Below are 25,625 nucleotides of genomic sequence, written 5' to 3'. Positions count from 1 at the left end.
TCAGTCTCGATTAGCTAATCTTTGAGTGATTCCTGCGATTTTCTGACGCAAATTACGCCACAGGTTTTTGAACCAATGTGGCATTTTTAATTTAGGTTCTGAAGCTGTTTCTGATTCTGATAACTCGATCGTCCGGTCAGTTTCAACAATTTCTATCGAGTTAGTAGCTGGTAATTTAATTTTGGCTTGTGGTTTCTCAGTCTCTAAATCCTCTTCAATTTCAATTATTTCGATCGAAGTGAGGTTAGAATCTGTTTCTGCCTTTGAAGTTTCCTTTGCCCGATCGACTCGTTCGATTTCAGCTTGGGGTTTTTCAGCCTCTAAATTTTCTTTGATTTCAATTATTTCAACATTGCTAGCTTCTGGTTCAATTTCAATTGATTCTATTTCCTCTGAAGTTTGACTAGTTGGGGTAACTTCGGTTGCTTGAGATGCTTTTAGTTCTTCAGCTTCAACTGGTTGCGATGCTTCAGGCGCGATCGCCGGTTCTGCTTCCTCGATTGCGGTTTCATTCTCTCTAACTTCGGGTTCGACTGTCTTTGGTATTGCTACTGGCTGAGTTTCAAACTTGGTATTGGGAGCGACGATAGGACGAGCTGCTGCTACCGATATTTTCCCCGTTACCAACTTGGCTAGGTTGTCTTGGAATTGAGGCTCGTAAGTTACCAATTTAACGGTGTTGTTAAAAGCATTTTCTAAATTATTTCCCAATTCGTCGAGTAGTTCGATTTGTACCCAATTGTTTCCTGCTTCGAATCCTTTGAGATATATCGGTTGCCACTCTTCTAAAATAAAACTTTCTCCGTTGATAGTTACTCGGATTCGCCAATCTTCGATCTCGTCGTCGGAATTTTCTCTGGCGATAACGTGCAGGGGAGCGTTAGTTAGATAAAAATCAAGTAGAATTGGTTCGGCACCATACTTACCTTCAGGACTATTGTAAGTTAGTAAAGGTCGGTTGGGATCGGGATTATTGTTATCGGTTTTAGTCAAAATATGGAAGGTAGTCCGAGCAAAAGCCTCTTGATTTTTATAACTCTCGTTCCAAGGCTGGACGGCAAATGCTCTTAAAGTATGGGTTCCTGGAGCTAAATTTTCTAAAATTATCGGTTCTTCTAAATTGTAGATTTGCCGTGCTGGCCGATTATCTAAAATCAAGTTTAGATGAGGTCCCAAACCCAAGTTTTCATCGCGAAATAAGGCTAAATCTCTTACTCTTAATTTGACCTCAACATTAGCATCTGGCAAAATGCGATCACTTTGAGGAGCGAGAAATTCAACTTTAGGCAAGTGATCGCTAATCTGGGCTAATTTTTGAATAGTTTCAGGAGGAGCGACTTCCGAGAGCTTCCCTGCAGGATTACTAAAAGCTACTGGATTGACAATTGGCGTAGTTGGAGAAGACTCGATCTGGTCTTTCCCAGTCAAATTTTCAATTTTTAATTTTCCACAACCAATTAGACTCCAGCCCAAACAAATTAATAACAAATATAATTTAATGGTTTTCATTGAAATTACTCTATATTTAAAGCCTAATTTATGGTTTAGTTTCTAATAAATAAACTACATTAAGATGCCAAATTATACGTACGAGTTTTGTTTGTTTATTTTTGTTAAGAAAATTTATTTTATATTGATTTTAAAATAAAGATGGTTTGGGCGCAAAGCCAAGTAAATCAATAACCAGCTGGTTATAAACTTTTATTAAGCATCATCAGTTTTGTCAAGATATCAGTCTTATCATCTATAGTTAATGCCTGTAGCTTAACTAACATCAAGTATGCAGGTTGCATTTAGCTAAGTTATTTAAAAACAGCGATCGTCTATCGCTTGTTTCTCATAAAAAGAAAACCTATTATCAAAATAGGAAAAACCTAAAGTCTATTGCCCTAAGAGGAGAATCCTCATGACAATTAGTCCTCAACAACAAGGAGAGGAAAAAGTCAAGGTAACGGTTGATGTCGATCCAGTTCCCACTTCATTTGAAAGGTGGGGAAAACCAGGTCATTTTGACCGCACTCTTGCAAGAGGTCCCAAAACTACCACCTGGATTTGGAACCTTCATGCAGATGCACACGATTTTGACAGTCATACCAGTGACCTCGAAGATATATCTCGCAAAATCTTTAGCGCGCATTTCGGTCATTTAGCTGTAGTTTTCGTCTGGTTGAGCGGCATGTATTTTCATGGAGCTCGCTTTTCTAACTACGAAGCTTGGCTGAGCGATCCGACCAAAATCAGACCTAGTGCGCAGGTAGTCTGGCCGATTGTCGGTCAAGATATTCTCAATGCCGATGTCGGCGGTGGCTTTCACGGCATTCAAATTACCTCTGGCTTCTTCTATCTCTGGAGAGCTTCCGGTTTTACTGACAGCTTCCAACTATACTGCACTGCAATTGGCGGTTTAGTTATGGCAGGCTTGATGATTTTTGCCGGTTGGTTTCACTACCACAAAAGAGCCCCAAAACTCGAATGGTTTCAGAATGTCGAGTCAATGCTCAATCACCACCTAGCTGGTTTGTTGGGTTTGGGCTCTTTAGGATGGGCTGGACACCAAATTCACGTATCTTTGCCAATCAATAAGCTCTTAGATGCGGGAGTTGCACCCAGCGACATTCCTCTGCCTCATGAATTTATTCTAGATAGCAGCAAAATGGCGGAACTATATCCTAGTTTTGCCGAAGGAATCAGACCCTTTTTCACTTTGAATTGGGGAGTATATTCTGATTTCTTAACCTTTAAAGGTGGCTTGAATCCAGTTACGGGAGGCTTGTGGCTGTCTGATACGGCACACCACCACTTAGCAATTGCCGTACTCTTTATCATTGCCGGTCATATGTACCGCACCAATTGGGGTATCGGTCATAGCATCAAGGAAATTTTAAACAATCATAAAGGCGATCCCTTACTATTTGGTGGTAACGGTCACCAGGGACTATATGAAGTTCTAACTACTTCTTGGCATGCTCAGCTAGCGATTAACCTAGCTTTGCTCGGTTCTCTAACTATAATCGTGGCGCAACATATGTACGCCATGCCTCCTTATCCCTATATGGCGACTGATTATGCCACTCAAATATCCCTATTCACCCATCATATGTGGATCGGCGGATTTTTGATTGTCGGTGCGGGAGCCCACGGCGCCATCTTTATGGTGCGCGACTACGACCCCGCGAAAAACGTTAACAACGTACTCGATCGCGTGATCCGCGTTCGCGATGCGATTATTTCTCACCTCAATTGGGTATGTATTTTCCTAGGCTTCCATAGCTTTGGTTTGTACATTCACAATGACACCATGAGAGCCTTGGGTCGTCCTCAAGATATGTTCTCGGATACTGCAATTCAACTACAGCCTATCTTCGCTCAGTGGGTACAAAACCTACATACTCTAGCTCCTGGTAACACCGCTCCTAGTGCGTTAGAACCAGCTAGTTATGCTTTTGGCGGCGATGTGATTGCAGTTGGTGGTAAAGTTGCCATGATGCCTATTGCTCTGGGAACGGCAGACTTCATGGTACATCATATTCATGCCTTTACCATTCACGTAACCGTGTTGATTCTGCTCAAAGGCGTACTCTTCGCCCGTAGCTCCCGTCTAATTCCCGATAAAATGAATCTCGGCTTCCGCTTCCCTTGCGATGGTCCGGGTCGCGGTGGTACTTGTCAGGTATCTGGCTGGGATCACGTTTTCCTCGGTCTGTTCTGGATGTATAATTCTATATCCATAGTAATTTTCCACTTCAGCTGGAAGATGCAGTCCGATGTATGGGGAACGGTCGCACCAGACGGTAGCGTATCCCATATTACTTACGGTAACTTTGCCCAAAGTGCTATCACGATCAACGGTTGGTTACGCGATTTCTTGTGGGCGCAAGCTTCTCAGGTAATTAATTCTTACGGTACAGCTCTGTCTGCCTATGGCATTATGTTCTTGGCAGGACACTTTGTGTTTGCCTTTAGCTTAATGTTCCTCTTTAGCGGTCGCGGCTATTGGCAAGAATTAATCGAATCAATCGTGTGGGCGCATAATAAACTAAGAGTAGCTCCAGCTATTCAACCACGCGCTTTGAGTATCGTTCAAGGTCGTGCGGTCGGCGTCGCTCACTACCTGTTAGGTGGCATTGTAACCACCTGGGCATTCTTCCTAGCTAGAACTCTTTCATTCTAAAGACTCTTTCGAGTCAGAGATTACTGCGGAAACAAGCGAGTCTTTGGACTTGCTCCGCAAACGCAACCCGGAGCCTGACGGGCGGCATAAACATCTGAGGAAATCTCAGATGACGCGCCCTCCTCTTACCTTCGGTCAATTGATCGGTGCGGGATGGCTGTAGTTGGCTATAGCCAAGGCTATCTCGCCAAACATGTTTACTAGTACTCGATCGCGAATAGTCTGATTCAATAGCTATAATGCGGTAAAGGTAATAGTAAAAGATTTTAATAGCTTGAATGCCTAGCGTTTGACAACAAAACTTACGACCTATATTTTTAAGGTCGTCAATAACCGAAAATGAGCAGTTAGCAGCATCAGTCTCATTTTTCATAATTCAGGAGAATTCCACTCATACCTATGGCAACTAAATTCCCGAAATTTAGCCAGGATCTCGCACAAGACCCGACTACCCGTCGTCTCTGGTACGGAATTGCCACAGCTCATGACTTTGAGCTTCACGACGGTATGACCGAAGAAAATCTATATCAAAAGATTTTTGCTTCTCACTTCGGTCATATTGCAATTATTTTCTTGTGGACGTCCGGAACTCTGTTTCACGTTGCTTGGCAAGGCAACTTCGAACAGTGGATTACAGATCCTTTAAACATTCGTCCCATCGCCCATGCGATTTGGGATCCTCAATTTGGTGAAGCGGCAGTTGATGCTTTCACTCAAGCAGGTGCTTCGTATCCAGTAAATATTGCTTACTCTGGTGTTTACCATTGGTTTTACACCATTGGGATGACTACCAACCAAGATTTATATCAAGGAGCGATTTTCTTACTAATCCTTTCTTCGATATTCTTGTTCGCTGGTTGGCTTCATTTACAACCCAAGTTTCGTCCCAGCTTAGCCTGGTTCAAAAACGCCGAATCTCGCCTCAATCACCACCTAGCTGGTTTATTTGGGGTTAGTTCTCTAGCTTGGGCAGGTCACCTGGTTCACGTAGCTATCCCCGAATCTCGCGGACAGCATGTTGGTTGGGATAACTTTTTGTCGACTCCTCCCCATCCAGCAGGCTTAGGACCATTTTTCAGCCTTAAGTGGGGCGTTTATGCTCAGAATCCCGATACTGCCAGTCACGTATTTGGTACTTCTCAAGGCGCAGGAACGGCAATTTTGACCTTTTTAGGTGGTTTCCATCCTCAAACCGAGTCTCTGTGGCTGACTGATATGGCCCATCACCATTTGGCGATCGCGGTAATCTTTATTATTGCCGGTCATATGTACCGCACTAACTTTGGTATCGGTCACAGCATTAAAGAGATTCTCAATACCCATCGTCCTCCCGAAGGTACGCCTGGAGACTTGGGTGCGGGACACAAAGGTCTTTATGACACGATCAATAACTCCTTACATTTCCAGTTAGCTCTGGCACTGGCTAGTTTGGGTACCATTACTTCGTTGGTCGCGCAGCATATGTACTCGTTGCCGCCCTACGCCTTTATTGCTAGAGACTACACGACTCAAGCAGCCTTATATACCCACCACCAATATATTGCTGGGTTTATTATGGTTGGTGCGTTTGCCCATGGCGCAATCTTCCTAGTTAGGGATTACGATCCTGAAGCTAATAAAAATAACGTCTTGGCAAGAGCGTTAGACCACAAAGAAGCGATTATTTCCCACCTCAGTTGGGTTTCTCTCTTCCTCGGTTTTCACACCTTGGGTTTGTACGTACACAACGACGTGGTAGTCGCCTTCGGTACTCCAGAAAAGCAAATCTTGATCGAGCCTGTATTCGCTCAGTGGATTCAGTCTGCTCATGGTAAGGTCTTATATGGTTTTGATACCTTACTTTCTAATCCTGACAGTATAGCTTATACGGCTTGGCCGAACTATGGCAATACTTGGCTGCCTGGCTGGCTAGATGCCATTAATAGCGGTACCAACTCGCTGTTTCTAACCATTGGACCCGGGGATTTCTTGGTTCACCATGCGATCGCTTTGGGCTTGCATACCACTGTTTTGATCTTGGTTAAAGGTGCTTTAGACGCTCGCGGTTCTAAGTTAATGCCTGACAAGAAAGACTTTGGTTTTGCTTTCCCTTGTGATGGTCCCGGACGTGGCGGTACTTGCGACATCTCTGCTTGGGACTCTTTTTACCTCGCTACATTCTGGATGCTCAACCTCCTGGGTTGGTTGACTTTCTACTGGCATTGGAAACATCTTGGTATCTGGCAGGGTAACGTGGCTACGTTCAATGAAAATTCTACTTACCTCATGGGTTGGTTCCGCGATTATCTCTGGGCTAATTCAGCGCAGCTAATCAACGGATACAATCCTTATGGTGTAAACAATCTGTCAGTCTGGGCTTGGATGTTCCTCTTCGGACACCTAGTTTGGGCAACTGGTTTCATGTTCCTCATCTCTTGGCGTGGATACTGGCAAGAGTTGATCGAAACTCTAGTTTGGGCGCACGAGCGTACTCCTCTAGCAAACTTAGTTCGCTGGAAAGATAAGCCCGTTGCTATGTCCATCGTCCAAGGTCGCGTAGTCGGTCTAGCTCACTTTACAGTTGGTTACGTGCTTACCTATGCTGCCTTCCTAATTGCCTCGGTAGCCGGTAAATTTGGCTAACCATTGGAGTTAAAGCGTTATTTACATAGTTAAATAATGTCAATCCCTTACCGCAAGGTAGGGGATTTTTCATGTTTTGCTCGTGATGCGATCGCTTCTCAAAGTCTTTTGAAGTTATTCGTATCTTGTCGTTGCGCTATAATTGTCGCAATTGTTTTTTGGAGCCACAAATTACTTTGCGCCCCAAGGGGATGAAGAGGAAAACGGCACTTGACCATATTGTTAACTATTCAATAGCTAAATTGAGAACATAAATGTTTAAATATTTAATTAATTTACTAACTACTGCTACAAGCTTAATCGTCGCGTTGCTAGTCACTAATTTATCGATAGCCGCTCCCCCAACCAGCGATCTTTCTACAGAGAATGTCACTACTTTGCGATTACCAATCAGCTTGAATTCAGTCAGTCCCGAACTACAGTTAGCTTCGGCACGACAAACTACACAGTTTCCTCATCTTGGCTGTTCTTGTCCTGATTGTACTCAGGTAGTAGAATCCCAATCTAAACTATAGACATTTTCGGGTTGTATGTTTTTTCAATAGGCAGACTGAATAACTAAATTCAGTCTGTTTTTTAGCGAAATTTACGCAGAAACTTTGCGAACTCTTTAAGTAATAGAGCTAAACATCTAGATATAATTACTGATAAATTGAGTAATTATTCTAAGGCTTTTTTGTCGTTGAGACATAAAGAAAGTTGCGTTTAAAAGATGAAAAAATCTAGAACTTATAGAGAAAATTTATTTTTACTTCTAAAAAATAACTTGGTTCAATTCATTATTGGAATGTTAGCCTGTTGTGTTTTATTAAAACTTGCTGGCTATATTCCCAGTTACTTTACTAAAGGAATAGTAAAATCGTTGGGCTTCGGAGTTTTCTTTTACTGGACGACTCCTTTTACGATCTATTGGTTAGCCTATGCCAGTGCCATCAAACTAACTAAAGTCAGTTTGGCAATAACGATTGTACTCTTATCGATTTATAGTTACGTCTTTTGGGATTCTTATTTTTTTTATAAAGAATTAATGGGGTGGCTTTTATCAAAATCGAGTGTAACTTACTAAAAAAATAGCGATAACTATATCCAAAGTGGATTAGACAATAATTATTTAAATAGAAATAGAATTTAATTTAAACTAGTTTGGGTAAATAGATTTGGATTTCTTAACTAAATAATAGAAATCGTTCGCCGTAACTTAATTCAGTGTAAAATGGTCTAACAAATGCCATAATTAATTATTGAATTGATGAGTAAAGCGAGTTCTAATTCGCGATCCCTCGACCATAAGCCTCAGCAATTCTCATTTTAAGATTTCATGACATTGAAACCCAGTCCAGAATCGTTACAAGCAGAAGAATTGGGAATTAGTTCTCTATTCAACATAGAGAACTAAAACAAGAAGGGGCAATTAGCTTAAAGTAAAAGGCATTAACCTTCGCTGGAGTGGCAACATGGGTTTAGCAATAGGGATGCCTGAATTATTATCGATGCTAACCGACGAGTTAGATGAGCTGCCCGATGAAAGAAAACAGGGCAATAACACCAAATATAGGGTTGAAGAAGCGATAAAAAGTGCTTTTTCGGTCTTTTTCATGCAATCGAGGTCATTTTTAGACCATCAACGCTTGATGAAAACCCAGAAAGGGAGAGATAATGCGGCTAGTCTGTTTGGGATCGAGCGCATCCCCTGTGATAATCAGATTCGTACCCTGCTCGACCCGGTGCCAGCTTCAACGGTGTTTGGGGTCTTTCGCTCCGTCTATGACGGTTTGTCAAAAACGGGAAATCTCAAGCCCTATCAGTGCTTTGGTGGAGAATTTTTACTGACTCTCGATGGCACTGAATATTTCTCGTCCAAGAAGATTCACTGCTGTCACTGTTGCCATCAGACACATAAAAACGGCAGCACCACCTATTTTCACGCTGCTGTAACACCAGTATTAGTGGCTCCAGGACGACCACAGGTCATCAGTTTAGAACCTGAATTCATCACTCCCCAAGATGGTCACGACAAACAAGATTGTGAAAACGCTGCTGCCAAGCGTTGGATTGCTGCCCATGCCTGTGAGCCACAAGACCCGCCTGTAACTTTACTTGGGGATGACCTCTACTGTAACCAACCCATCTGTGAAAAGGCTTTGAACCATGGCTATCATTTTATCTTCGTCTGTAAGCGAAGCTCCCATCCAGAAGTTTATGACTGGGTGGATTACCTCGAACGAGTCGGTGAAGTGCAAACTCTGACCGAGATTGAGTTCCATGGACGAAAGCGTTTGTCTGATCACTATCGTTTTGTGAATAAAATTCCCCTCAGAGCCACCCAACCAGCCCTGGACGTAAACTGGTGTGAGGTGACGGTAACAGATACCAGCAACCAGAAAACTCTATACTACAATGCCTTTGCTACTTGCCATGAAATTCATGCCCAGAATGTGTCCGAGATTGTCACTGCTGCTCGTGCACGCTGGAAGGTAGAAAATGAAGGGAATAATATTCTCAAAACTAAGGTTTATCATCTCGAACATAATTTTGGTCACGGTCAAAACCACCAGGCAGAACTTCTATTTTGCCTTAATTTATTAGCCTATCTCTTCCACACCACTCTGGATTTAATCCACATCACTTATCGTGCCGTTCGCTCCATGTTGGTTACTCGCCAAACCTTCTTCAACGAGCTTCGGGCACTGACCAGATATTTATGGTTTGAGAGTTGGCAGACTTTGTTCGAGTTTATGCTGAGGGAGGGAAAAGCACCTGACGGGGTTAACTCTAGCTAAATTTCGCGACTGTTGAACCTGAACCAATTCGCGCCCCTTATAGCTCTACAAAGTAATAGCTGGTTGTTCCAAGTATTACTTGGCTTTTTCATGGCTCAAAACGAACTTGCTCAGGGATGATAGCTGCTCCGGAGCTTACTTTGACTCACAATCAATTAACTCTTCGACTTTGTTCGCGAAAAAGTTTCGCGAACAAGTTCCCAATTTTTATCTTTTACCCTCTATTTTCTTCCGTTCAGGTTTCAAAATGAGAATTGCTGCCATAAGCCTAGACTAGATCGTATTTTACAGACCTGTATGGTAAGATAATCCCGGCAGTTAGAATAGCCAAAGTAGACAAGATTAGTATTTAGCCCACGCTCTAAACGATAGTGAGACATGGCAGAAGAAACCAACAAACCAGAAGCAGGAAAAGAAACAAAAGCCAAAACAGCAGCTAAAGCCAAACCCGCTAAAGCTAAAAAAGAAAACATTGAAGATAAACCTTTTGCTGAATTTATTGAAGAATATTTTACTCCTGCACTTCAAAAGGCATTTGCAGATGAAGGCATAGAAGATATAGATTTGACTTTTGCCAAGCAAAGTATCTCTCTAGAGGGCGCAGAGCTTAAAGATGAATGCTGGCAGGTTATTGGTAGCTGGAATGATGGACAACGCCAGTTCAAGCTTTATTTTCCTGAAGAAGATATTAAAGGACAAAAAGCGTTTTCATACTCCACTAGTGGCTCTAAACCTAGCACTATTGAGTCTTTTATGATTGACGAACGCAAAGTGACGCTAGATCTATTGGTTTTGTATACGCTGCAGCGTCTTAATGCTCAAAAGTGGTTGACTAGAAACTGATAGTAAGCTAGGTGGCGAAGCCTAAAATACCTAAAGTAGAGATTAAATTCTGACTAACAAGATAGTCTCGATTTTTTAATGGCGATGCCAGGTTGAAAAACTTTACATTTATTTATATCTACTGATGAAGGCTATTTATTTTATGTATCTTATGATGTAATTGGCTTGAAGAGTACATAATGTTGTAGATAGAAATGCGCGTATATATTTTACTGTTTAATGCGAGGACAGATAACGAAGGTATTCACACTATTCAGATCGGCGATCGCAACACCATCTTGATGTTTAAACAAGAAGATGATGCGCTTCGTTATGCAGGGTTATTAGAAGCACAAGATTTCCCTCCACCTACAGTAGAAGCAATAAATTCTGAAGAAGTAGAGGAATTTTGTCGGCAGAGCAACTATAACTGGGAAATAGTCGATAGCGAAAAATTAGCAGTTCCTCCCGAAAAAAACGTCGAGCGAACAGATTGGGATGAACGAGGTTCTGCAGGAAGAAAAGAGACAAATTCAGATGCTTCTTCACTAGCTGAAGATGAATTAGAACGGATTCGCCGCCAACTAGAAGGACTTTTATAGATTGTTAGTTATTAAAAGAGTTATGAATTTAAAACTACAATCTAAAGAGAATTAGATATAATGGACGATTTACAGTCGAGAGGGCATCTTTTAACCGAACAAATCAATTCTCATAGCATGAATTTAGATCGTCTATCCACCCTCAAAATAGTCGATTTGTTCAACCGAGAAGATCTTCATACCATTGAAGCGATCGCTCAAGCCCGAACTGCACTAGCAGAAGCAATCGAGCTTACTGCCAACGCTCTAAAAAAAGGTGGTAGATTGTTTTATATTGGTGCGGGGACTAGCGGACGAATAGGGGTTTTAGATGCGGCAGAATGCCCTCCAACTTTCTGTACTCCTCCAGAATTAGTCCAAGGAATTATTGCAGGTGGTACCGATGCTTTAGTCAAAAGTTCTGAAGCTCTAGAAGACAGCTTGGCAGACGGTCAAAGCGCGATCGCCAACTATCAAATTGACGCTCGTGATGTAGTGGTAGGCATTACCGCAGGCGGAACTACTCCTTTCGTACATGGTGCATTACAAGCAGCAAAAACTCGAGGCGCAGCTACCATTGCCATTAGCTGTGTTAGTGCCGACCAAGTACCTATAGCTGCCGATCTTAATATTCGTTTGTTGGTAGGGGCAGAAATTCTGGCAGGTTCTACTAGACTTAAAGCAGGAACGGCGACCAAAATGGCGTTAAATATTCTGTCTACGGGAGTTATGGTACGCTTGGGTAAAGTATATGGCAATCGCATGATTGACGTTGCCGTCACTAACAGTAAACTGCAGGATCGCGCCCTGAGAATAATTAGCGATCTTACCGATCTAAATCGCCAACAAGCAGAGGAGTTACTAGAGCGCAGCAACAAACGAGTCAAATTGGCTTTACTAATGCACTGGAGCAATTTAGATGTAGCAATGGCAGAACATTTGCTAGAGCAAAATCAAGGCAATCTTAGAGCCGCCCTAGAAAAGCAAATGGCGACCGGTCGATAGCGAATATCTATCCCACCCGTTGAGTAATTAGCAATAATCTTTCTTGTAATATAAGTTCTATAGCTACCAACAACTGTTTATTCCCTCGTGTCAAATAGCTAATGTTTAATGAATCCCAATCTTTAATTAGTTTTTTTCTGGTCTTTACCGTGTTTCTAATCTTGCTCTGGGGTTACAATCGGGCGAAAGAGTATGGCAAGCTCGGTATCTTGGGATGGTTGCAATCAGTAGCTTTAACCGCTCCCTGGCTACTATTTTTTAGCTTATTTGCTTTGGGAATTTATCTAAACTTAGTAGGAATACTATTTTTAATAATTGCCTCGATCGCAGCTTATATTTGGTTGGGAAGAAAATTAAGAGCCGCAGGACAAGAAACATTTCTCAAAGAAAAAGCCGCAGAACGAATTAAAGCCGAAACCGAATTAGAAGCCGCAGCTTCTGAAGCCGCAACTTCTTCAGGCAATTCTCTCTCTTCGGCAGTCGCGCCAATTCCCGAAGCAGACCTAGCTAAGCTTAGAGAAATTTTTAGTATCGACACCTTCTTTGCCACCGAAACAATTCTTGAAGGTAACGGAGCAATTTTTCGCGGCAATTTACGTAGCGATCCCGAACAGGCTCACTCAATACTGAGCGAAAAGTTAGAAAAAGCATTAGGTGATAAATATCGACTATTTTTAGTCAATAATCCCGAACAAAAGCCAGTAGTAGTGATTCTACCCAGCTCTAACGATCCCCAACCTACTACTCTGGCTCAAAAAAATCTCGCTTTAGTTTTATTTATTGCCACCGTCGTCACTAGTTTAGAAGCAGCTAGCTTATTGTTGGGATTCGATCTGTTTAGCAACTTAGAACGTTATGCTGAAACCATACCTTTAGCTTTGGGACTGTGGGCGGTGCTTGTTGCCCACGAAATCGGACACCGCGTTTTAGCTCAGCGCAACAATATTCGACTGAGCGTTCCCTTTTTTATTCCCACTTGGCAAATTGGTTCTTTTGGTGCTATTACTCGCTTCGAGTCTTTGCTGCCCAACCGCACTATACTATTTGATATTGCTCTGGCAGGACCAGCAGCAGGGGGTATTTTATCTTTGTTGTTGTTAATAGTAGGGTTGGTTTTATCTCATTCAGGTAGTTTGTTTCAGTTGCCCACAGAATTTTTTCGCAGTTCGATTTTAGTCGGTACTTTGGCAAAAACTATTTTAGGTTCCGAACTAGAAAAAGCAATCGTCGATATTCATCCTTTGGTTATTATTGGCTGGCTAGGTTTGGTAATTACTGCATTAAATCTCTTACCTGCAGGTAAATTAGATGGCGGTAGAATCGTTCATGCAATTTACGGACGTAAAATTGCTCGACGCACCACTGTAGCGACCTTAATCGTTTTGGGTATTATCTCTCTCTTCAATCCCGCCAATCCCATTCCTCTCTACTGGGCAGTTTTAATTCTGTTTCTCCAGCGAGATTTAGAACGCCCCGTAATGAACGAACTAACCGAACCCAATGATGCGAGGGCGGCTTGGGGCTTACTGGCATTGTTTTTGATGTTAGCCACATTAATTCCCCTCAGTTCTGGTCTCGCGCTGCGTTTGGGTATTGGTGGATAAAAATTAGATATGTTTTGCTCCAACTTTCAGAGAACTGGATTCTATACTGATGGTGAAATTCGACAATTACCGAGGTTAAAGTGGCAGTCTCAAAAGTCTCTCGATTTTTCCTCTCGGTGTTCTGGTCTAACGGTTGGAGAAGGGATAGTATGTGTTTTCAGTCGCGATCACAATTTATACGGAATATATTTACGCTTTGTGTTAGACCTAATTTTAAAAATGACGATCTATCGATTTAACACTCTCAGACTGACTAATCTCTGCTGTAGATAAACCACCAAAGGTCATAGCTAGATTTTCTTCAGTAAATACTTCTTCAGTCGTACCTGCTGCCAGAATAGTCTGATTGAGCAAAATTACGCGATCGCAAAAGGTAGAAATTGAGGCTAAATCGTGGGTTGAAACTAAAATAGTATGTCCTGCATTCCTCAACTCTAGCAACAGATCGATAATGCTCTTCTCGGTTTTAATATCTACCCCGGTAAAAGGTTCGTCGAGCAGCATAATCTTACTTTCCTGGGCTAAAGCTCTAGCTAAAAAAGCTCGTTTTTTTTGTCCTCCAGAGAGTTCGCCAATTTGACTGTGACGAAAATCACTCATTCCTACCCGCGCCAAACTCTCCCTAACCAGACGACGATCTCGAGTGCGAGGTATCCGCAACAGATTCATATAGCCATAACGTCCCATCATCACTACGTCCGCTACACTAACGGGAAAGTTCCAATCTACTTCATCTGCTTGAGGTACATAAGCCATCAGCTGTCGCTTTTGGGCTTGGGCAATTGATAAACCATCGATAAAAATTTTTCCTTGGTTCGGTTTTAAAAACCCCATAATCGATTTAAACAAAGTAGATTTACCACTACCATTAGGTCCAATTAAGCCAGTAATCGTCCCAGGTATAACCTGACAACTGGCATTGTACAGTGCGAGGCGAGCATTATTATAAGTAACGCTAATATTAACTACTGTTATTCCTAAAGCTGGATTCCTCATTTAATCTTCCTAGTTAGAGTGGACATTAAGATTTACTGTATTTCTCGCCAATAGCGATCGCCGTCTGGTAGGCAAGGACATAATTTCATCGCCACAGCCAATCTGACTCATCTAGGTAATATGGGAATTTTTGAGCCACGGCTTTTCATAATTTTTTCATTTTTCATAATTAATTCATATTTTAGCAGGAATCAGAACCAAGTAACTTGGGGATTTCTGCTAAATTTTTTTAAATACAGTCATGAACAATTTGTTAAGAATGCTCTAGGTTACTAGAATTACCTTGGAATATGTAATTGAAAGAGAGTCGACATTGACGGTTTTTCCGTCAATTCCCACTCGCGAACTTACCCCTACTCTAAGATCGCTGTTACTGTTAAAAACAGCGTTGCTTCGAGCAAGCTCAATTTAACAAAACTACCCAAGATAAATTTCGACTTGCAATTTATGACAAACTTTCCTTGGTTGACTATCAGCATTTTATTTCCCATCGTTGCCTCCTTATTGCTGCCGTTAATTCCAGACAAAGAGGGGAAAACGGTGCGGTGGTATGCCTTAATCATCGGCTTAATTGATTTTGCCATTCTAGTCTACGCTTTTTATAGCGGTTATGACTTTAGCAATCCCGACCTACAATTAGTAGAAAGTTATTCTTGGATACCCGAACTAGACCTTAACTGGTCGGTAGGAGCTGACGGCTTGTCGATGCCGCTAATTCTGCTAACGGGTTTTATTACAACCTTGGCAATTATGGCAGCTTGGCCCGTAAGTTTTAAACCAAAGCTGTTTTACTTTTTAATGTTGGCGATGTATGGCGGACAAATTGCCGTCTTTGCCGTACAAGATATGCTACTATTTTTCCTCGTCTGGGAATTAGAACTCGTTCCCGTATATTTAATTTTGTCAATTTGGGGCGGTAAAAAACGCTTGTATGCGGCGACTAAGTTTATTCTCTACACTGCAGGAGGATCGCTATTTATTTTGGTCGCCGCCCTAACTATGGCATTCTATGGCGATACGGTTACCTTCGATATGAGTGCGATCGCTGCTAAAGATTATGCTTTAAATCTGCAACTATTGCTCTATGGTGGTTTTCTCATTGCCTACGGTGTCAAGCTGCCAATCTTTCCTCTGCACACTTGGCTACCAGATGCACACGGTGAAGCCACCGCACCAGCTCATATGTTGCTAGCGGGTATTCTCTTAAAGATGGGCGGTTATGCTTTATTAAGAATGAATGTGGGAATGCTACCCGATGCTCACGCTGTCTTTGCTCCTATATTGGTAATTTTGGGTGTAGTCAACATTATTTATGCGGCGTTGACTTCTTTTGCCCAGCGCAACCTCAAACGGAAAATTGCCTATTCATCGATCTCACATATGGGCTTCGTGTTAATAGGAATTGCTTCGTTTACCGACTTAGGTACGAGCGGAGCAATGCTGCAAATGATTTCACACGGTTTAATCGGAGCCAGTCTCTTCTTTATGGTAGGGGCTACATACGACCGCACCCATACTCTGATGCTAGATGAAATGGGTGGAGTGGGGCAAAAGATGAAAAAAATCTTCGCCATGTGGACTACTTGTTCGTTAGCCTCCCTGGCATTACCTGGAATGAGTGGTTTTGTCGCCGAACTGATGGTATTTGTCGGTTTTGCCACCAGCGATGCCTATAACTCTACTTTTAAAGTAATTATTGTTTTCTTGGCCGCAGTTGGGGTAATTCTCACGCCAATTTATCTCTTATCGATGTTGCGCGAGATGCTTTACGGTCCCGAAAACAAAGAGTTAGTAGAACATACCAATCTAATCGATGCCGAACCGCGAGAGGTATTCGTCATTGCCTGTTTATTAATTCCCGTGATTGGGATCGGCTTATATCCCAAGCTGTTTACTCAAATTTATGATTCTAGTATCGGTCAATTAACGCTCAAAGCGCGTAACTCCGTACCGAGTCTGGTAGAATCGACAGCACTACAATCGCCATCTAGTTCTTTTTATTCAACTCTCTCTCATTCTGCACCAAAAATCGAGACATTGAATAACTAAAGTATTTAGCTATAGATTGTAAGTTGGGTTGAAAGCAGTTACAGCCCAACTTTTTTTTGCTTAACAGAACCCAATCAAATTTTAGAGAGCGAGATTGACTTACGATGAATCAGTTTTGGCAACGAGTTTTAGATTTTTGTCGAGAAACAACTCAAATTGTTGGTGACCGCCTGATTGATGATTTTGGTAAAATACAAGCCACATCAAAAGCAGATGGCAGTTTAGTTACTCAAGCCGATAAATGGTCCGATTTGGCGTTTCGAGAGGCAATTGCTGCGGCTTTTCCCGATCATGGCATCCTGACAGAGGAAACTACCCATATTTTTCCCGCGACAGACTGGTGCTGGATTATCGATCCCATTGATGGTACGACTAACTTTACTCGCGGGGTCCCCATCTGGGCAATTTCTATCGGTTTATTCTATCAAGGTACTCCCGTATTCGGCTTTGTTTATTTACCAATGCTCGAACAGTCTTTCCACGGCTATTGGTATGGCAACTCTGGGTTGAGCGGTCCGAGTGGAGCATATTTAAATGACCAGAGTATCTCTACCACTCAGGATAATCCCAGTAAGAGTCATCTGTTCAATTTTTGCGCTCGTAGTTTAGCAGTATTGCAAAATCCCTTTCCCTGCAAAGTTAGAATGATCGGGGTTGCTAGCTATAACCTATTGTTAGTGGCTACGGGAGCCGTAATTGGTGGAGTTGAATCTACGCCCAAAATTTGGGATATTGCTGCGGCATGGGTAATGGTTAAAGCTGCCGGAGGAGAATTTGTATTTCTCAACTCAGATGCGGTATTTCCTCTCGAGATAGGTAAAAATTATGGCAGGACTTCGTTTCCCAGTCTGGCAATTTGCCGAGCCGAATTGATTCCAGTGTTTAAACCTTTAGTTAAATGCGTCCTCAGTAAATAAACTTAATATTTGCTCTGGCAATGTTATTTTTATCATTAACTTTGGGAATTATACTACCGTATAAACCTCGATTTTGATTGGGTTGCCACAAATTAGTTCGATGAATCCCACTAGAGTATTTACCATCGCCAAAAATAGCTTTCAAGAAGTGATTCGCGATCGCATCCTTTATTTTATCGGCTTTTTCACCTTATTGTTAATTCTCGCTCAGAGAATAATCCCAGAGATTGCCGCCGGTACTCACGAAAAAATACTGTTAGACTTTGGTATTGGTGCAATTGCCCTAATGAGCGTTACCATAGCTATCTTCGTAGGTACTGCCACGGTTAATAAAGAAGTCGAACAGCGCACTCTACTAATGCTCGTTCCCAAACCTATTAGTCGTGCTGAATTCATTTTAGGCAAGCATTTGGGATTATTAGCAGTTTTAGCAGTGGTGCTAACAATTATGATGACAATTTATTTGGCAATGCTGAGTTTTTCTGAGATCGCCTATCCTCTGAATGCCTTGATAATTACCGCTGTCTATCTTTTGCTAGAGTTGGCTTTATTGATTGGCGTAGCCTTATTGTTCGGCGTATTTACTAGTTCGATTTTGGCAACTTTGCTGAGTTTTGGAGTCTACCTAATGGGACACTTTAGCCAAGATTTAGTCGAGTTGGGCAAATTGAGTGAAAATGAAAGTATCAAAAGTTTAACTACCAATCTATACTTAATCCTGCCCGATCTTTCTCGACTAGATTTGAAAAACGAGGCGGTTTACGGCTTGCTACCAGACTCTGGAGATTTGATTGCCAATGGATTATACGGTTTGCTGTATACGGCTTTGGTATTAGTGATTTCAATGACTATTTTTGCTCGCAAAGAATTTTAAACCGTCATAGTTTTGAGTAGAACTCGGAATGCTGAACCCCAATAATTACAGCTACTAGTTCGAAAAAAGCTAAAATTTAACTAATTTTTTCGAGTTTTACTGCTAAGTTTGCCAAAAAATTTTTAAATTGAGCGATTTTATACCAAATGTCTCGATCTAAAGAGTTACAAACAATAGTATAAATAGATATGAATAAAATATCTGTCGTTCTCACCTTGACAGAGGCTTGTCGATGCTTTATTCCAGCGTAGCAAACTCTAAACAGGCGATTCGAGCGCGGACTTACGCACCTAAACATCTTTTTTATAGGAGTTGCAGTGATTCTAGCGCGAATTATTTTGTAACTAACCTAGTTTCTCCAGAAATGTTCGGTTTATTTTTATGTCAGATGGTTCGGGACTGATTCTACAGCAAAAATCGAAGTCAATAACACTCAGCGAGCTGTTACTTCTCGTTGTCGCCGATCGTCCTGCTGAGATTGAGGCGATCGCCAAAACATTACGTTCGAGCAGCATCAACTGTAAATACGATACTTCTACAGTCGCTCGAGCCTTTAATGCTTCCAGAAATCTCGCCTATAGCGCGATCGTATATAGTTATTCCTCTAGTAGAGGTTGCCCAATTGAGTCTCCGTTGAAACAATTGAGTTGGTGGTACCAACTCTCACCTCAAATTCCCCTGATTTTAATTACAGAAAGTTTAGGAGATGAAATAGCCGTAGAATGTATTCAGGCGGGAATTAGCGGCTATATTCTGAAGCATAAGTTAGATAAACTGCCAGCTAGTTTAGAAAATATTTTGACTAATTGCAGTTGGCAAGAATCGCGGATTAAAACAGTTCGAATTCAACAGCAGCAAAGATATATCCAACAGCTAGAAGCTGCAAATCAACAGCTAAAAACAGCAGAAGCAGCTACTGAAGAACATCTCTCTCATCTCGCACACGAACTACGTAGTCCCATTGCGGGAATCATCGGATTTGCCAGAATGCTGAGAGATTGTATTTATGGCTCTCTCAATCCCAAACAAATGCAATATGCTTGTTCGATCGCCACAACAGGAGAATATCTTTTAGAGTTAGTTACTAACTATCTCGACCTTGCCAAAATTGAAGCCAATAAAGAGGAAATCCACTTAGAAAAGCTGGTAGTAGAAGATATTTGTTTAGCTACTCTGTCCCTGGTGCAGGAAAAAGTCAAAGCCAAAGGCTTGAAATTAATTTTCGAGTCTGCTGAAGGTGTTGACTTTTGCTACGCCGATCCGATGCGCTTAAAACAAATATTGCTAAATCTGTTATCGAATGCGGTCAAATTTACTGCAGTAGGTTCGGTTACTCTAAAAGTAGAGCCAAGAGAGAAGAAGTTGGCATTTGCGGTAATCGATACGGGAATTGGTATTGCTCCAGGCGATCGCGATAAATTATTTAAGGCTTTTCAGCAACTCAATAATCGTCACGAAGGTACTGGTTTGGGTTTAGTATTATCTCGCAAACTGGCTCAACTTCATGGTGGTGATATAGTCATTACCTCACAATTGGGTAAAGGTAGCTGTTTTACTCTTTATCTTCCTTTAAAATAGTTTGCTTAGAAGGTAGGTAAGAAGTAAGTTACTTGACTGGCTAGTTTCTAGTTGCCTATTTTCCTAATTCACCTCTGCTACGATCTTTTGGTTCGGTTATCTAGGGAAACTAAAACTTACAGATCGAGTAATAATTGATATAGATGATATGGATAATTTATACAGCGAATCCCCAACATGAGCCAAGCAAAATTACAGCAACTGAGAAATTTATTTCAAGAAATGGAGCAGGCTTTAATTGCCTATTCTGGTGGTGTTGATAGCACCTTAGTTGCCAAAATTGCTTATGATGTATTGGGCGATCGCGCTATAGCCATTACTGCGGCATCTCCTTCTTTAATGCCCGAAGAATTAGATGCAGCACAGCTACAGGCAGCAGAAATTGGGATTAAACACGAATTAGTAGAAACTCGTGAGATGGACAACCCTAACTATACTGCCAATCCAGTCAATCGCTGTTATTTCTGTAAGAGCGAACTGCACGACACTCTCAAACCGATAGCCAAAGAACGGGGCTATCCTTATGTTGTCGATGGGGTCAATGCCGACGATTTACAAGACTATCGCCCCGGCATTCAGGCAGCCAAAGAACGAGGAGCCAGATCGCCTCTAGCCGAAGTCGGTGTAAGTAAACTGGAAGTTAGAGAAATTTCTCGATTTTTGGGGCTTCCCTGGTGGGATAAACCAGCTCAACCCTGTCTCAGTTCCCGTTTTCCTTATGGAGAAACCATTACTACCGAAAAGTTACAAAGAGTGGGCAGAGCCGAAATTTATCTACGTAACTTGGGTTATAAAAATCTGCGAGTACGCTCTCAAGGAGATACCGCCAGGATCGAACTACCTCCAGAACAAATTAAAAATTTTGTTGGCGCGATCAATCTAGAGGAGTTGACCGCCAAATTTCAAGCATTAGGCTTTATGTTCGTCACTCTCGATCTAGAAGGCTATCGTAGCGGCAAACTCAACCGCGTATTACAGGAACTATACTAGTATATAACAAAAAAAGAAAGAATAATTATGAGACTCAAAAGATGGGAATCGCCCCGCCGTCAAGGTCGTAACGACAAAGGCAAAGGCGGTTCGGCAAGAGCCAGACAACTTAAAAAACAGCAACAGATGTTGAGGCAAAAACTAAAAAACAACAGGGAAGTAAATCCACAACATAGCGACGGAGGGAAGGAAATAAATCCTTCCTCTTTTTTTGTCAAGTTACTGGCGATCGCTCCATTGAAGCTCGATTAGCGGTTATTTATTGAGCCACAAAAAATATCGATAATTTTCAATAATTTAACTAAAAATCTGCTTCAGAAAACTGCAACCATTTGTGGGCAAAGACTGTTAGACTGGGCGATCGATGGATAAGTATAGCAGGATATAACCCAGCAGAGATACGTTAACTATGTCACCACAAAACGCTCAAGATTCAACTAACAACTCCGTCGCTCGAAAAATCGACTCTAGCATAGTTCACAAACCGTTTGCTACTGGTAAAGTTAACTTTTTTAGTCCGTTTAAAAATAAAACCCATCGCCAGGAAACTGGAGATTCCCAATTGACTCTAAACGACGAATTGGATCTAAATAGTTTGCCATCGCCTCAGTTAGAAAGGCAGACTAGTTGGTTGTTTAATGCCTGGAGTTGTAGCGCGATCGCCATCTTACTTTTAACTAATCTTACCGCTTTAGGCATAATGAAAATGCGAGATGCTAAACCAATTTCTAATCTCAAAGCGCAAACGACCCCTAATATTGGTAATTCCGATTTGACGGCTAGGGAGTTTATGCCTTTAAACTTAAGTACTTTAAGTAATCTATCCCATAATGAACAACCTCAAGCACGAGAAGAACCAGATATAGTTCCCGACTCTCTAATACCTCCGGCATTTATTCCTTTTAATAGCGATACTTTTTTATCTCCAACCAACCAATATCATTATGTTCTGGCTCAGTATACTGGCGATCGCTCATTGGAACTAGCACGAGAAAAAGTTGCTAATATTTCCATAGTTCATCTTCCCCAAGGAATGTTTATTTACTTGGGGGCTTTTGCCGAAAAAAAACCAGCTAGTGAGTTCGTTAGTAAACTACAACAAACAGGGATTGAAGCTAAAATTTATCCCTTTGATAGATAAGCGTAAGAAAAATTGAGCATCAGATAGATTAGAGTGTAAGGAAATCCAAGCTTTGAGAACTTTGAACACTCATGAATTACTCCATAAGTTTCAATAGGGTTCCATTCATTGACTCCGCCAATATTTAGTTAGGCTAATAGGGTGATCGCCACCATAATGATAAACGGATGAAGAATATCATTGTATCTAATTACATAAAAAAAACAAATAACAACTTAATTATACCTTTCGTATACGAAAACCAACATTTCCTGACGATCTAGGATTAAGTAAGTAATCTAAGTTTGTAGGTTGTTTTGTTTAAGCTGAGCAAGCACCATCGAGGAGCCGCTACCGAAGTAAAGTCAACAAAAAAACTCTCAAGCATTGGCTCAAGAAACCTGAATTTAAGGACGAGATTAAAAAAAGACCTCTTTATCTAGTACGAAAATGCTATGGTTTTGAACGACAAAACCACAACCACAAAACCATTTTAAAATAGGCAGTCCCAATGAATAAAATTTACCACCATCTCTCTACCGTTCTTGCCTTCAAATCAATGTTTCTAACTCAAACAGAATTGCTATCGCTTTTAGGGGGTGTAGGTCTTAATACACCATGGCGATCGCGGCGCAGTGGATGAGATTGAAGCGGCAAAGGAACTCCTGGCACGTCTAAAATTGATACTCCATAAGACCAATTTGGAGGACAAATGGCAATATATCGAGCATATCCTCCCGTCCCTCCTTCGGGTTTGGCAAAACCAATTGCTACCAAAGCTCCAGCTTCGGGAACCTTATCCAAATTAGCTACTCCCTCAGCCTGGGTATAGTGATTGTGTAACAACCAATACTCTCCTTCTAAGTTTGGGGTAGTATCGGTATCTAGGGGTTCGTGACCGTGAAACAAAATATTTCGCTTTTGGTGAAGAAATTGCAATGCTGCCAGTGAGACTCCGGGAAACGGTTTCTGAGTGAATCGTTCTACCTCCGTCCACTTTTTGTACCAGTCCGAACGAAACATTACCACCGAACCTTCTGGAATTCTGCCGTGTTTGGCTTCCCAGGCTCGAATATCGGCAACGGTAGCATGATAGCCTGGATCTCGGGCAACCTGTTGGTGAATATCAATCGCCACTAGTGGACGAATGGTATAAGTCGCCGGTAAATCGCTAATGGTTGCTCCATACTCGTCCCAATGGGCGGGTGGATCTAGCTGGGTTCCATACTGGTCGGTAGGCAGTTCGTAGCCGGTAGCAATAAAGCCATGCTTACCGTAGGTGTATTTTTGCCCCCTGTTGATATAGTCGGGAAGATCTGCTCCAGCCAAAGTAGCATGAAAAGTGGCGCGATCGAAGCCCATCCAAACTGGAATTGTCGGGCTAAAAGCATGGGTTAAGTCTACGTATTTAGCTGATTTGAAGGCTGAATGATAAATCTGCCAAAGGTCTGTGCTCTGGGCTCGGACGGAATTTAAAGGTGCAAATATAACCAGAGCGATTACTATTACTCCGATCGACAATATGAGAAATCGCTGATTCATAAATCCAGTATTAGTCTAGAAGAAGTTGTGAATGATTTATAGCATCTTTTGACCGCGGAAGGGATGCCCCGCTGACCCAATACCTATCGTTTAAGGATTTGATAGAGATTTTTTTCAGGAAGTATCGATATGTATAGCCTCACTTTTTACAGCTAATATTCCTTATTCGAGAAGTATTGACACACTTGTTACATGACCAGTTCGTTGGACGCTCACATTACCTAATTTTTCTGTGTCTCCCGTAGATACAATGGAATTGTTTGAGACTCATCAGTTGTAGAAGCTTGAGAATGAGTGCAGTTATCCCAATGAGTAGAAGACCTTGGAGTCATAGTATCTGTAGGATAGGCAGTTAGAATGATTTGTCCATCTTGAGTTTTGACGATGCCTCTAGCTGAATAAATATCGCCAACGCTAGTTTTAATCGGCTCGACTACTTGAGAGCGAACTTCTGGGTCCGGGTTGGTAATTTTTTCATCTACTAAAATGGCATCAGAAGTCAGTGAATCTATAGGTTTGGGTGAAATACCGCCTCTACCTTCAATCGTTAAACCACTAGAATTTCCAGCGAGGCGCTCGCTCCGACAAGTTTGGGCAACAGTTTGTTCTGGTTCGACGGGATTAGTTGGTAATTCTGCCCTTTCTTGAATCGCATCTACATCTGGGGTAATAATTTCTACGACTCCATCAGTTTGACCACTGGCATCAAGTAAGTTTTAATCGTAATATTGCCACCTCGTCCTGCTGGAGCATTGGCAATAATATCGTTGCCGCTCTTGTTATTTTGACCAAACAAAGCTACCAAAAAACCATCTTCAGCATTAATGGTAATATTTTCGCCCGAACCAGTTGAAGAACGGGCTGAAATGAGACTGTCATTACTCAACTGTAAGAGGTCCCCTATAAAAAATTCAACGCTACGACCCGTTCCTGCTCCCTCGCTGCTGACTTCAATTTTGCCCTCATCTGCTAAAAATACATTGCTAACAGGTTCAACTTTCTTACCCACAGTAATACTGCCGCCATTGCTCGTAGAATTCTCTGCTGTATTGGCAAAGATTCCAGAAATTTGGCTTTCGTCTCCAATACCGACGAAGCGATCGCTAAATTGCTCTCTTCCTTCCTCCTCAGTTAGAAATCGGTCAAACCTTACTTCTCCATTAGAAATTCTTCTGGTGATAACTTCAGCTTGAAGGCGTTGAGACAAGCGAGGATCGCTGCCAGAAATCTCAATGCGATCGCTAACGTTGAGGTTAATATTGCCACCCTCTCCATCTCCCAAACTAGCAGCTAGTATTTGACCGCCATCCCTAATTTCTAAAGTTTCGGCATCAATCGATATACTACCTCCCCGTCCCTGAGCTTCAGAACCGACAATAGCCGTTATTACACCTAACTCGACACTTAGCTGTTGCTGTGTCAGCCCCAACTCATGTCGCAGCGAGCGAATTAACTCACCAATCTGGGGATGCTTCATCGCCGTTCTCTTAGTCGGCGTTCCTTTGGGTCTTTCGCCGACGCAGTTCCGATCGCTATTTTTGTTAACTGCATAGTTGCAATGGAAGCTTTTCTAAGTTAGATTCAGCTCCTGTATAGTTACCTAATATAATATATTGTTTGAATTTTTTAACGCTATATTATCGACTATAATTGTGGTATGAAGCGAATGTAAGGCGAAATAACGACTAAATCTAGATTAATCTCTTAATTTGCCGAAAATATCTTGATTATACTAGATACAGCCTAATATGACAACTACTTAGAGCGTTCATATTCTTTATCTAGCATTTTACAGATAATCTTGAAAGTACATTTATATCTAGTCAAAATTACTTTTTCAAAGCTAGAGCGCCATTGGCTCTGCGCACTGACAGAGCCAATGGCATTTATTTTGATTGACTTTTCAGACATCCTCTAAGATTGTGAAAGAAAAGTGAAGTCTAACAACGATACATTATTTCTAAGTGTATCGTT

General features: G+C 41.7%; 20 protein-coding genes. 16 read left to right on the top strand and 4 right to left on the bottom strand.

The window, feature by feature from the left end; translation table 11 throughout:
- Nucleotides 1-1,509 carry a hypothetical protein gene (locus tag ACLFKQ_RS04340; protein ID WP_448998645.1) on the bottom strand — a complete coding sequence of 503 codons (1,509 nt, stop codon included), beginning with the start codon at nt 1,507-1,509 and terminating at the stop codon, nt 1-3.
- A gap of 397 nt (nt 1,510-1,906) precedes the next feature.
- Between ACLFKQ_RS04340 and psaA the strand changes: the two genes are divergently transcribed.
- The 8 genes from psaA to ACLFKQ_RS04300 all read left to right on the top strand — a co-directional run bounded on the left by psaA (nt 1,907) and on the right by ACLFKQ_RS04300 (nt 13,585).
- On the top strand, nt 1,907-4,171 hold the full coding sequence (gene psaA / locus ACLFKQ_RS04335; protein WP_448998644.1) for a photosystem I core protein PsaA: 2,265 nt from the start codon (nt 1,907-1,909) through the stop codon (nt 4,169-4,171).
- A 399-nt stretch (nt 4,172-4,570) separates the two neighbouring features.
- The gene (gene psaB / locus ACLFKQ_RS04330) at nt 4,571-6,793 is read left to right on the top strand and encodes a photosystem I core protein PsaB (RefSeq protein ID WP_448998643.1); all 2,223 of its coding nucleotides are present in this window, start codon (nt 4,571-4,573) and stop codon (nt 6,791-6,793) included.
- A 254-nt stretch (nt 6,794-7,047) separates the two neighbouring features.
- Nucleotides 7,048-7,308: a hypothetical protein gene (locus ACLFKQ_RS04325; protein WP_448998642.1), complete on the top strand. Its 261-nt coding sequence runs from the start codon at nt 7,048-7,050 to the stop codon at nt 7,306-7,308.
- A 939-nt stretch (nt 7,309-8,247) separates the two neighbouring features.
- The gene (locus tag ACLFKQ_RS04320) at nt 8,248-9,573 is read left to right on the top strand and encodes an ISNCY family transposase (RefSeq protein ID WP_448998174.1); all 1,326 of its coding nucleotides are present in this window, start codon (nt 8,248-8,250) and stop codon (nt 9,571-9,573) included.
- Between the two features lie 378 nt (nt 9,574-9,951).
- Nucleotides 9,952-10,416 (top strand): DUF2996 domain-containing protein, encoded by a 465-nt coding sequence (locus tag ACLFKQ_RS04315; protein WP_448998641.1) that lies wholly within the window; start codon nt 9,952-9,954, stop codon nt 10,414-10,416.
- Between the two features lie 194 nt (nt 10,417-10,610).
- Nucleotides 10,611-10,997 carry a DUF3110 domain-containing protein gene (locus ACLFKQ_RS04310; RefSeq protein WP_448998640.1) on the top strand — a complete coding sequence of 129 codons (387 nt, stop codon included), beginning with the start codon at nt 10,611-10,613 and terminating at the stop codon, nt 10,995-10,997.
- A 60-nt stretch (nt 10,998-11,057) separates the two neighbouring features.
- Nucleotides 11,058-11,981 carry an N-acetylmuramic acid 6-phosphate etherase gene (gene murQ, locus ACLFKQ_RS04305; RefSeq protein ID WP_448998639.1) on the top strand — a complete coding sequence of 308 codons (924 nt, stop codon included), beginning with the start codon at nt 11,058-11,060 and terminating at the stop codon, nt 11,979-11,981.
- Nucleotides 11,982-12,082: 101 nt separating this feature from the next.
- The gene (locus ACLFKQ_RS04300) at nt 12,083-13,585 is read left to right on the top strand and encodes a site-2 protease family protein (RefSeq protein ID WP_448998638.1); all 1,503 of its coding nucleotides are present in this window, start codon (nt 12,083-12,085) and stop codon (nt 13,583-13,585) included.
- Nucleotides 13,586-13,798: 213 nt separating this feature from the next.
- Here ACLFKQ_RS04300 and ACLFKQ_RS04295 read toward each other — a convergent pair whose 3' ends face one another.
- Nucleotides 13,799-14,581, bottom strand: coding sequence for a metal ABC transporter ATP-binding protein (locus tag ACLFKQ_RS04295; protein ID WP_448998637.1), 783 nt, complete (start codon nt 14,579-14,581; stop codon nt 13,799-13,801).
- A 447-nt stretch (nt 14,582-15,028) separates the two neighbouring features.
- Here ACLFKQ_RS04295 and ndhD1 point away from each other — a divergent pair, with 447 nt between their 5' ends.
- The 7 genes from ndhD1 to ACLFKQ_RS04260 all read left to right on the top strand — a co-directional run bounded on the left by ndhD1 (nt 15,029) and on the right by ACLFKQ_RS04260 (nt 22,130).
- The gene (ndhD1, locus tag ACLFKQ_RS04290) at nt 15,029-16,630 is read left to right on the top strand and encodes a photosynthetic/respiratory NAD(P)H-quinone oxidoreductase subunit D1 (protein ID WP_448998636.1); all 1,602 of its coding nucleotides are present in this window, start codon (nt 15,029-15,031) and stop codon (nt 16,628-16,630) included.
- 104 nt (nt 16,631-16,734) lie between these two features.
- The gene (locus tag ACLFKQ_RS04285) at nt 16,735-17,547 is read left to right on the top strand and encodes an inositol monophosphatase family protein (protein ID WP_448998635.1); all 813 of its coding nucleotides are present in this window, start codon (nt 16,735-16,737) and stop codon (nt 17,545-17,547) included.
- A 100-nt stretch (nt 17,548-17,647) separates the two neighbouring features.
- Nucleotides 17,648-18,421 (top strand): ABC transporter permease, encoded by a 774-nt coding sequence (locus ACLFKQ_RS04280; RefSeq protein ID WP_448998634.1) that lies wholly within the window; start codon nt 17,648-17,650, stop codon nt 18,419-18,421.
- Between the two features lie 381 nt (nt 18,422-18,802).
- Nucleotides 18,803-19,999, top strand: a complete 1,197-nt coding sequence (locus ACLFKQ_RS04275) for an ATP-binding protein (RefSeq protein WP_448998633.1) — start codon at nt 18,803-18,805, stop codon at nt 19,997-19,999.
- Between the two features lie 177 nt (nt 20,000-20,176).
- Nucleotides 20,177-20,989, top strand: coding sequence for an ATP-dependent sacrificial sulfur transferase LarE (gene larE, locus ACLFKQ_RS04270; protein WP_448998632.1), 813 nt, complete (start codon nt 20,177-20,179; stop codon nt 20,987-20,989).
- Nucleotides 20,990-21,016: 27 nt separating this feature from the next.
- A complete protein-coding gene (locus tag ACLFKQ_RS04265; RefSeq protein ID WP_448998631.1) occupies nt 21,017-21,241 on the top strand; it encodes a hypothetical protein in 225 nt (74 codons plus the stop codon).
- 157 nt (nt 21,242-21,398) lie between these two features.
- Nucleotides 21,399-22,130: a hypothetical protein gene (locus tag ACLFKQ_RS04260; protein ID WP_448998630.1), complete on the top strand. Its 732-nt coding sequence runs from the start codon at nt 21,399-21,401 to the stop codon at nt 22,128-22,130.
- A 549-nt stretch (nt 22,131-22,679) separates the two neighbouring features.
- Here ACLFKQ_RS04260 and ACLFKQ_RS04255 read toward each other — a convergent pair.
- Nucleotides 22,680-23,651 carry a cyclase family protein gene (locus tag ACLFKQ_RS04255; RefSeq protein ID WP_448998629.1) on the bottom strand — a complete coding sequence of 324 codons (972 nt, stop codon included), beginning with the start codon at nt 23,649-23,651 and terminating at the stop codon, nt 22,680-22,682.
- A gap of 486 nt (nt 23,652-24,137) precedes the next feature.
- On the opposite strand from ACLFKQ_RS04255, the gene ACLFKQ_RS04250 reads away from it, so the two are divergent.
- Nucleotides 24,138-24,299 carry a hypothetical protein gene (locus tag ACLFKQ_RS04250; RefSeq protein WP_448998628.1) on the top strand — a complete coding sequence of 54 codons (162 nt, stop codon included), beginning with the start codon at nt 24,138-24,140 and terminating at the stop codon, nt 24,297-24,299.
- A 28-nt stretch (nt 24,300-24,327) separates the two neighbouring features.
- On the opposite strand, the gene ACLFKQ_RS04245 is transcribed toward ACLFKQ_RS04250, so the two are convergent.
- The gene (locus ACLFKQ_RS04245; RefSeq protein WP_448998627.1) at nt 24,328-25,128 is read right to left on the bottom strand and encodes a hypothetical protein; all 801 of its coding nucleotides are present in this window, start codon (nt 25,126-25,128) and stop codon (nt 24,328-24,330) included.
- Nucleotides 25,129-25,625 lie beyond the last annotated feature (497 nt).

The organism is Myxosarcina sp. GI1(2024) (assembly GCF_053543375.1).
The sequence above is the reverse complement of the archived record's forward strand: the minus strand, read 5'-3'. Positions and strand labels throughout refer to the sequence as shown.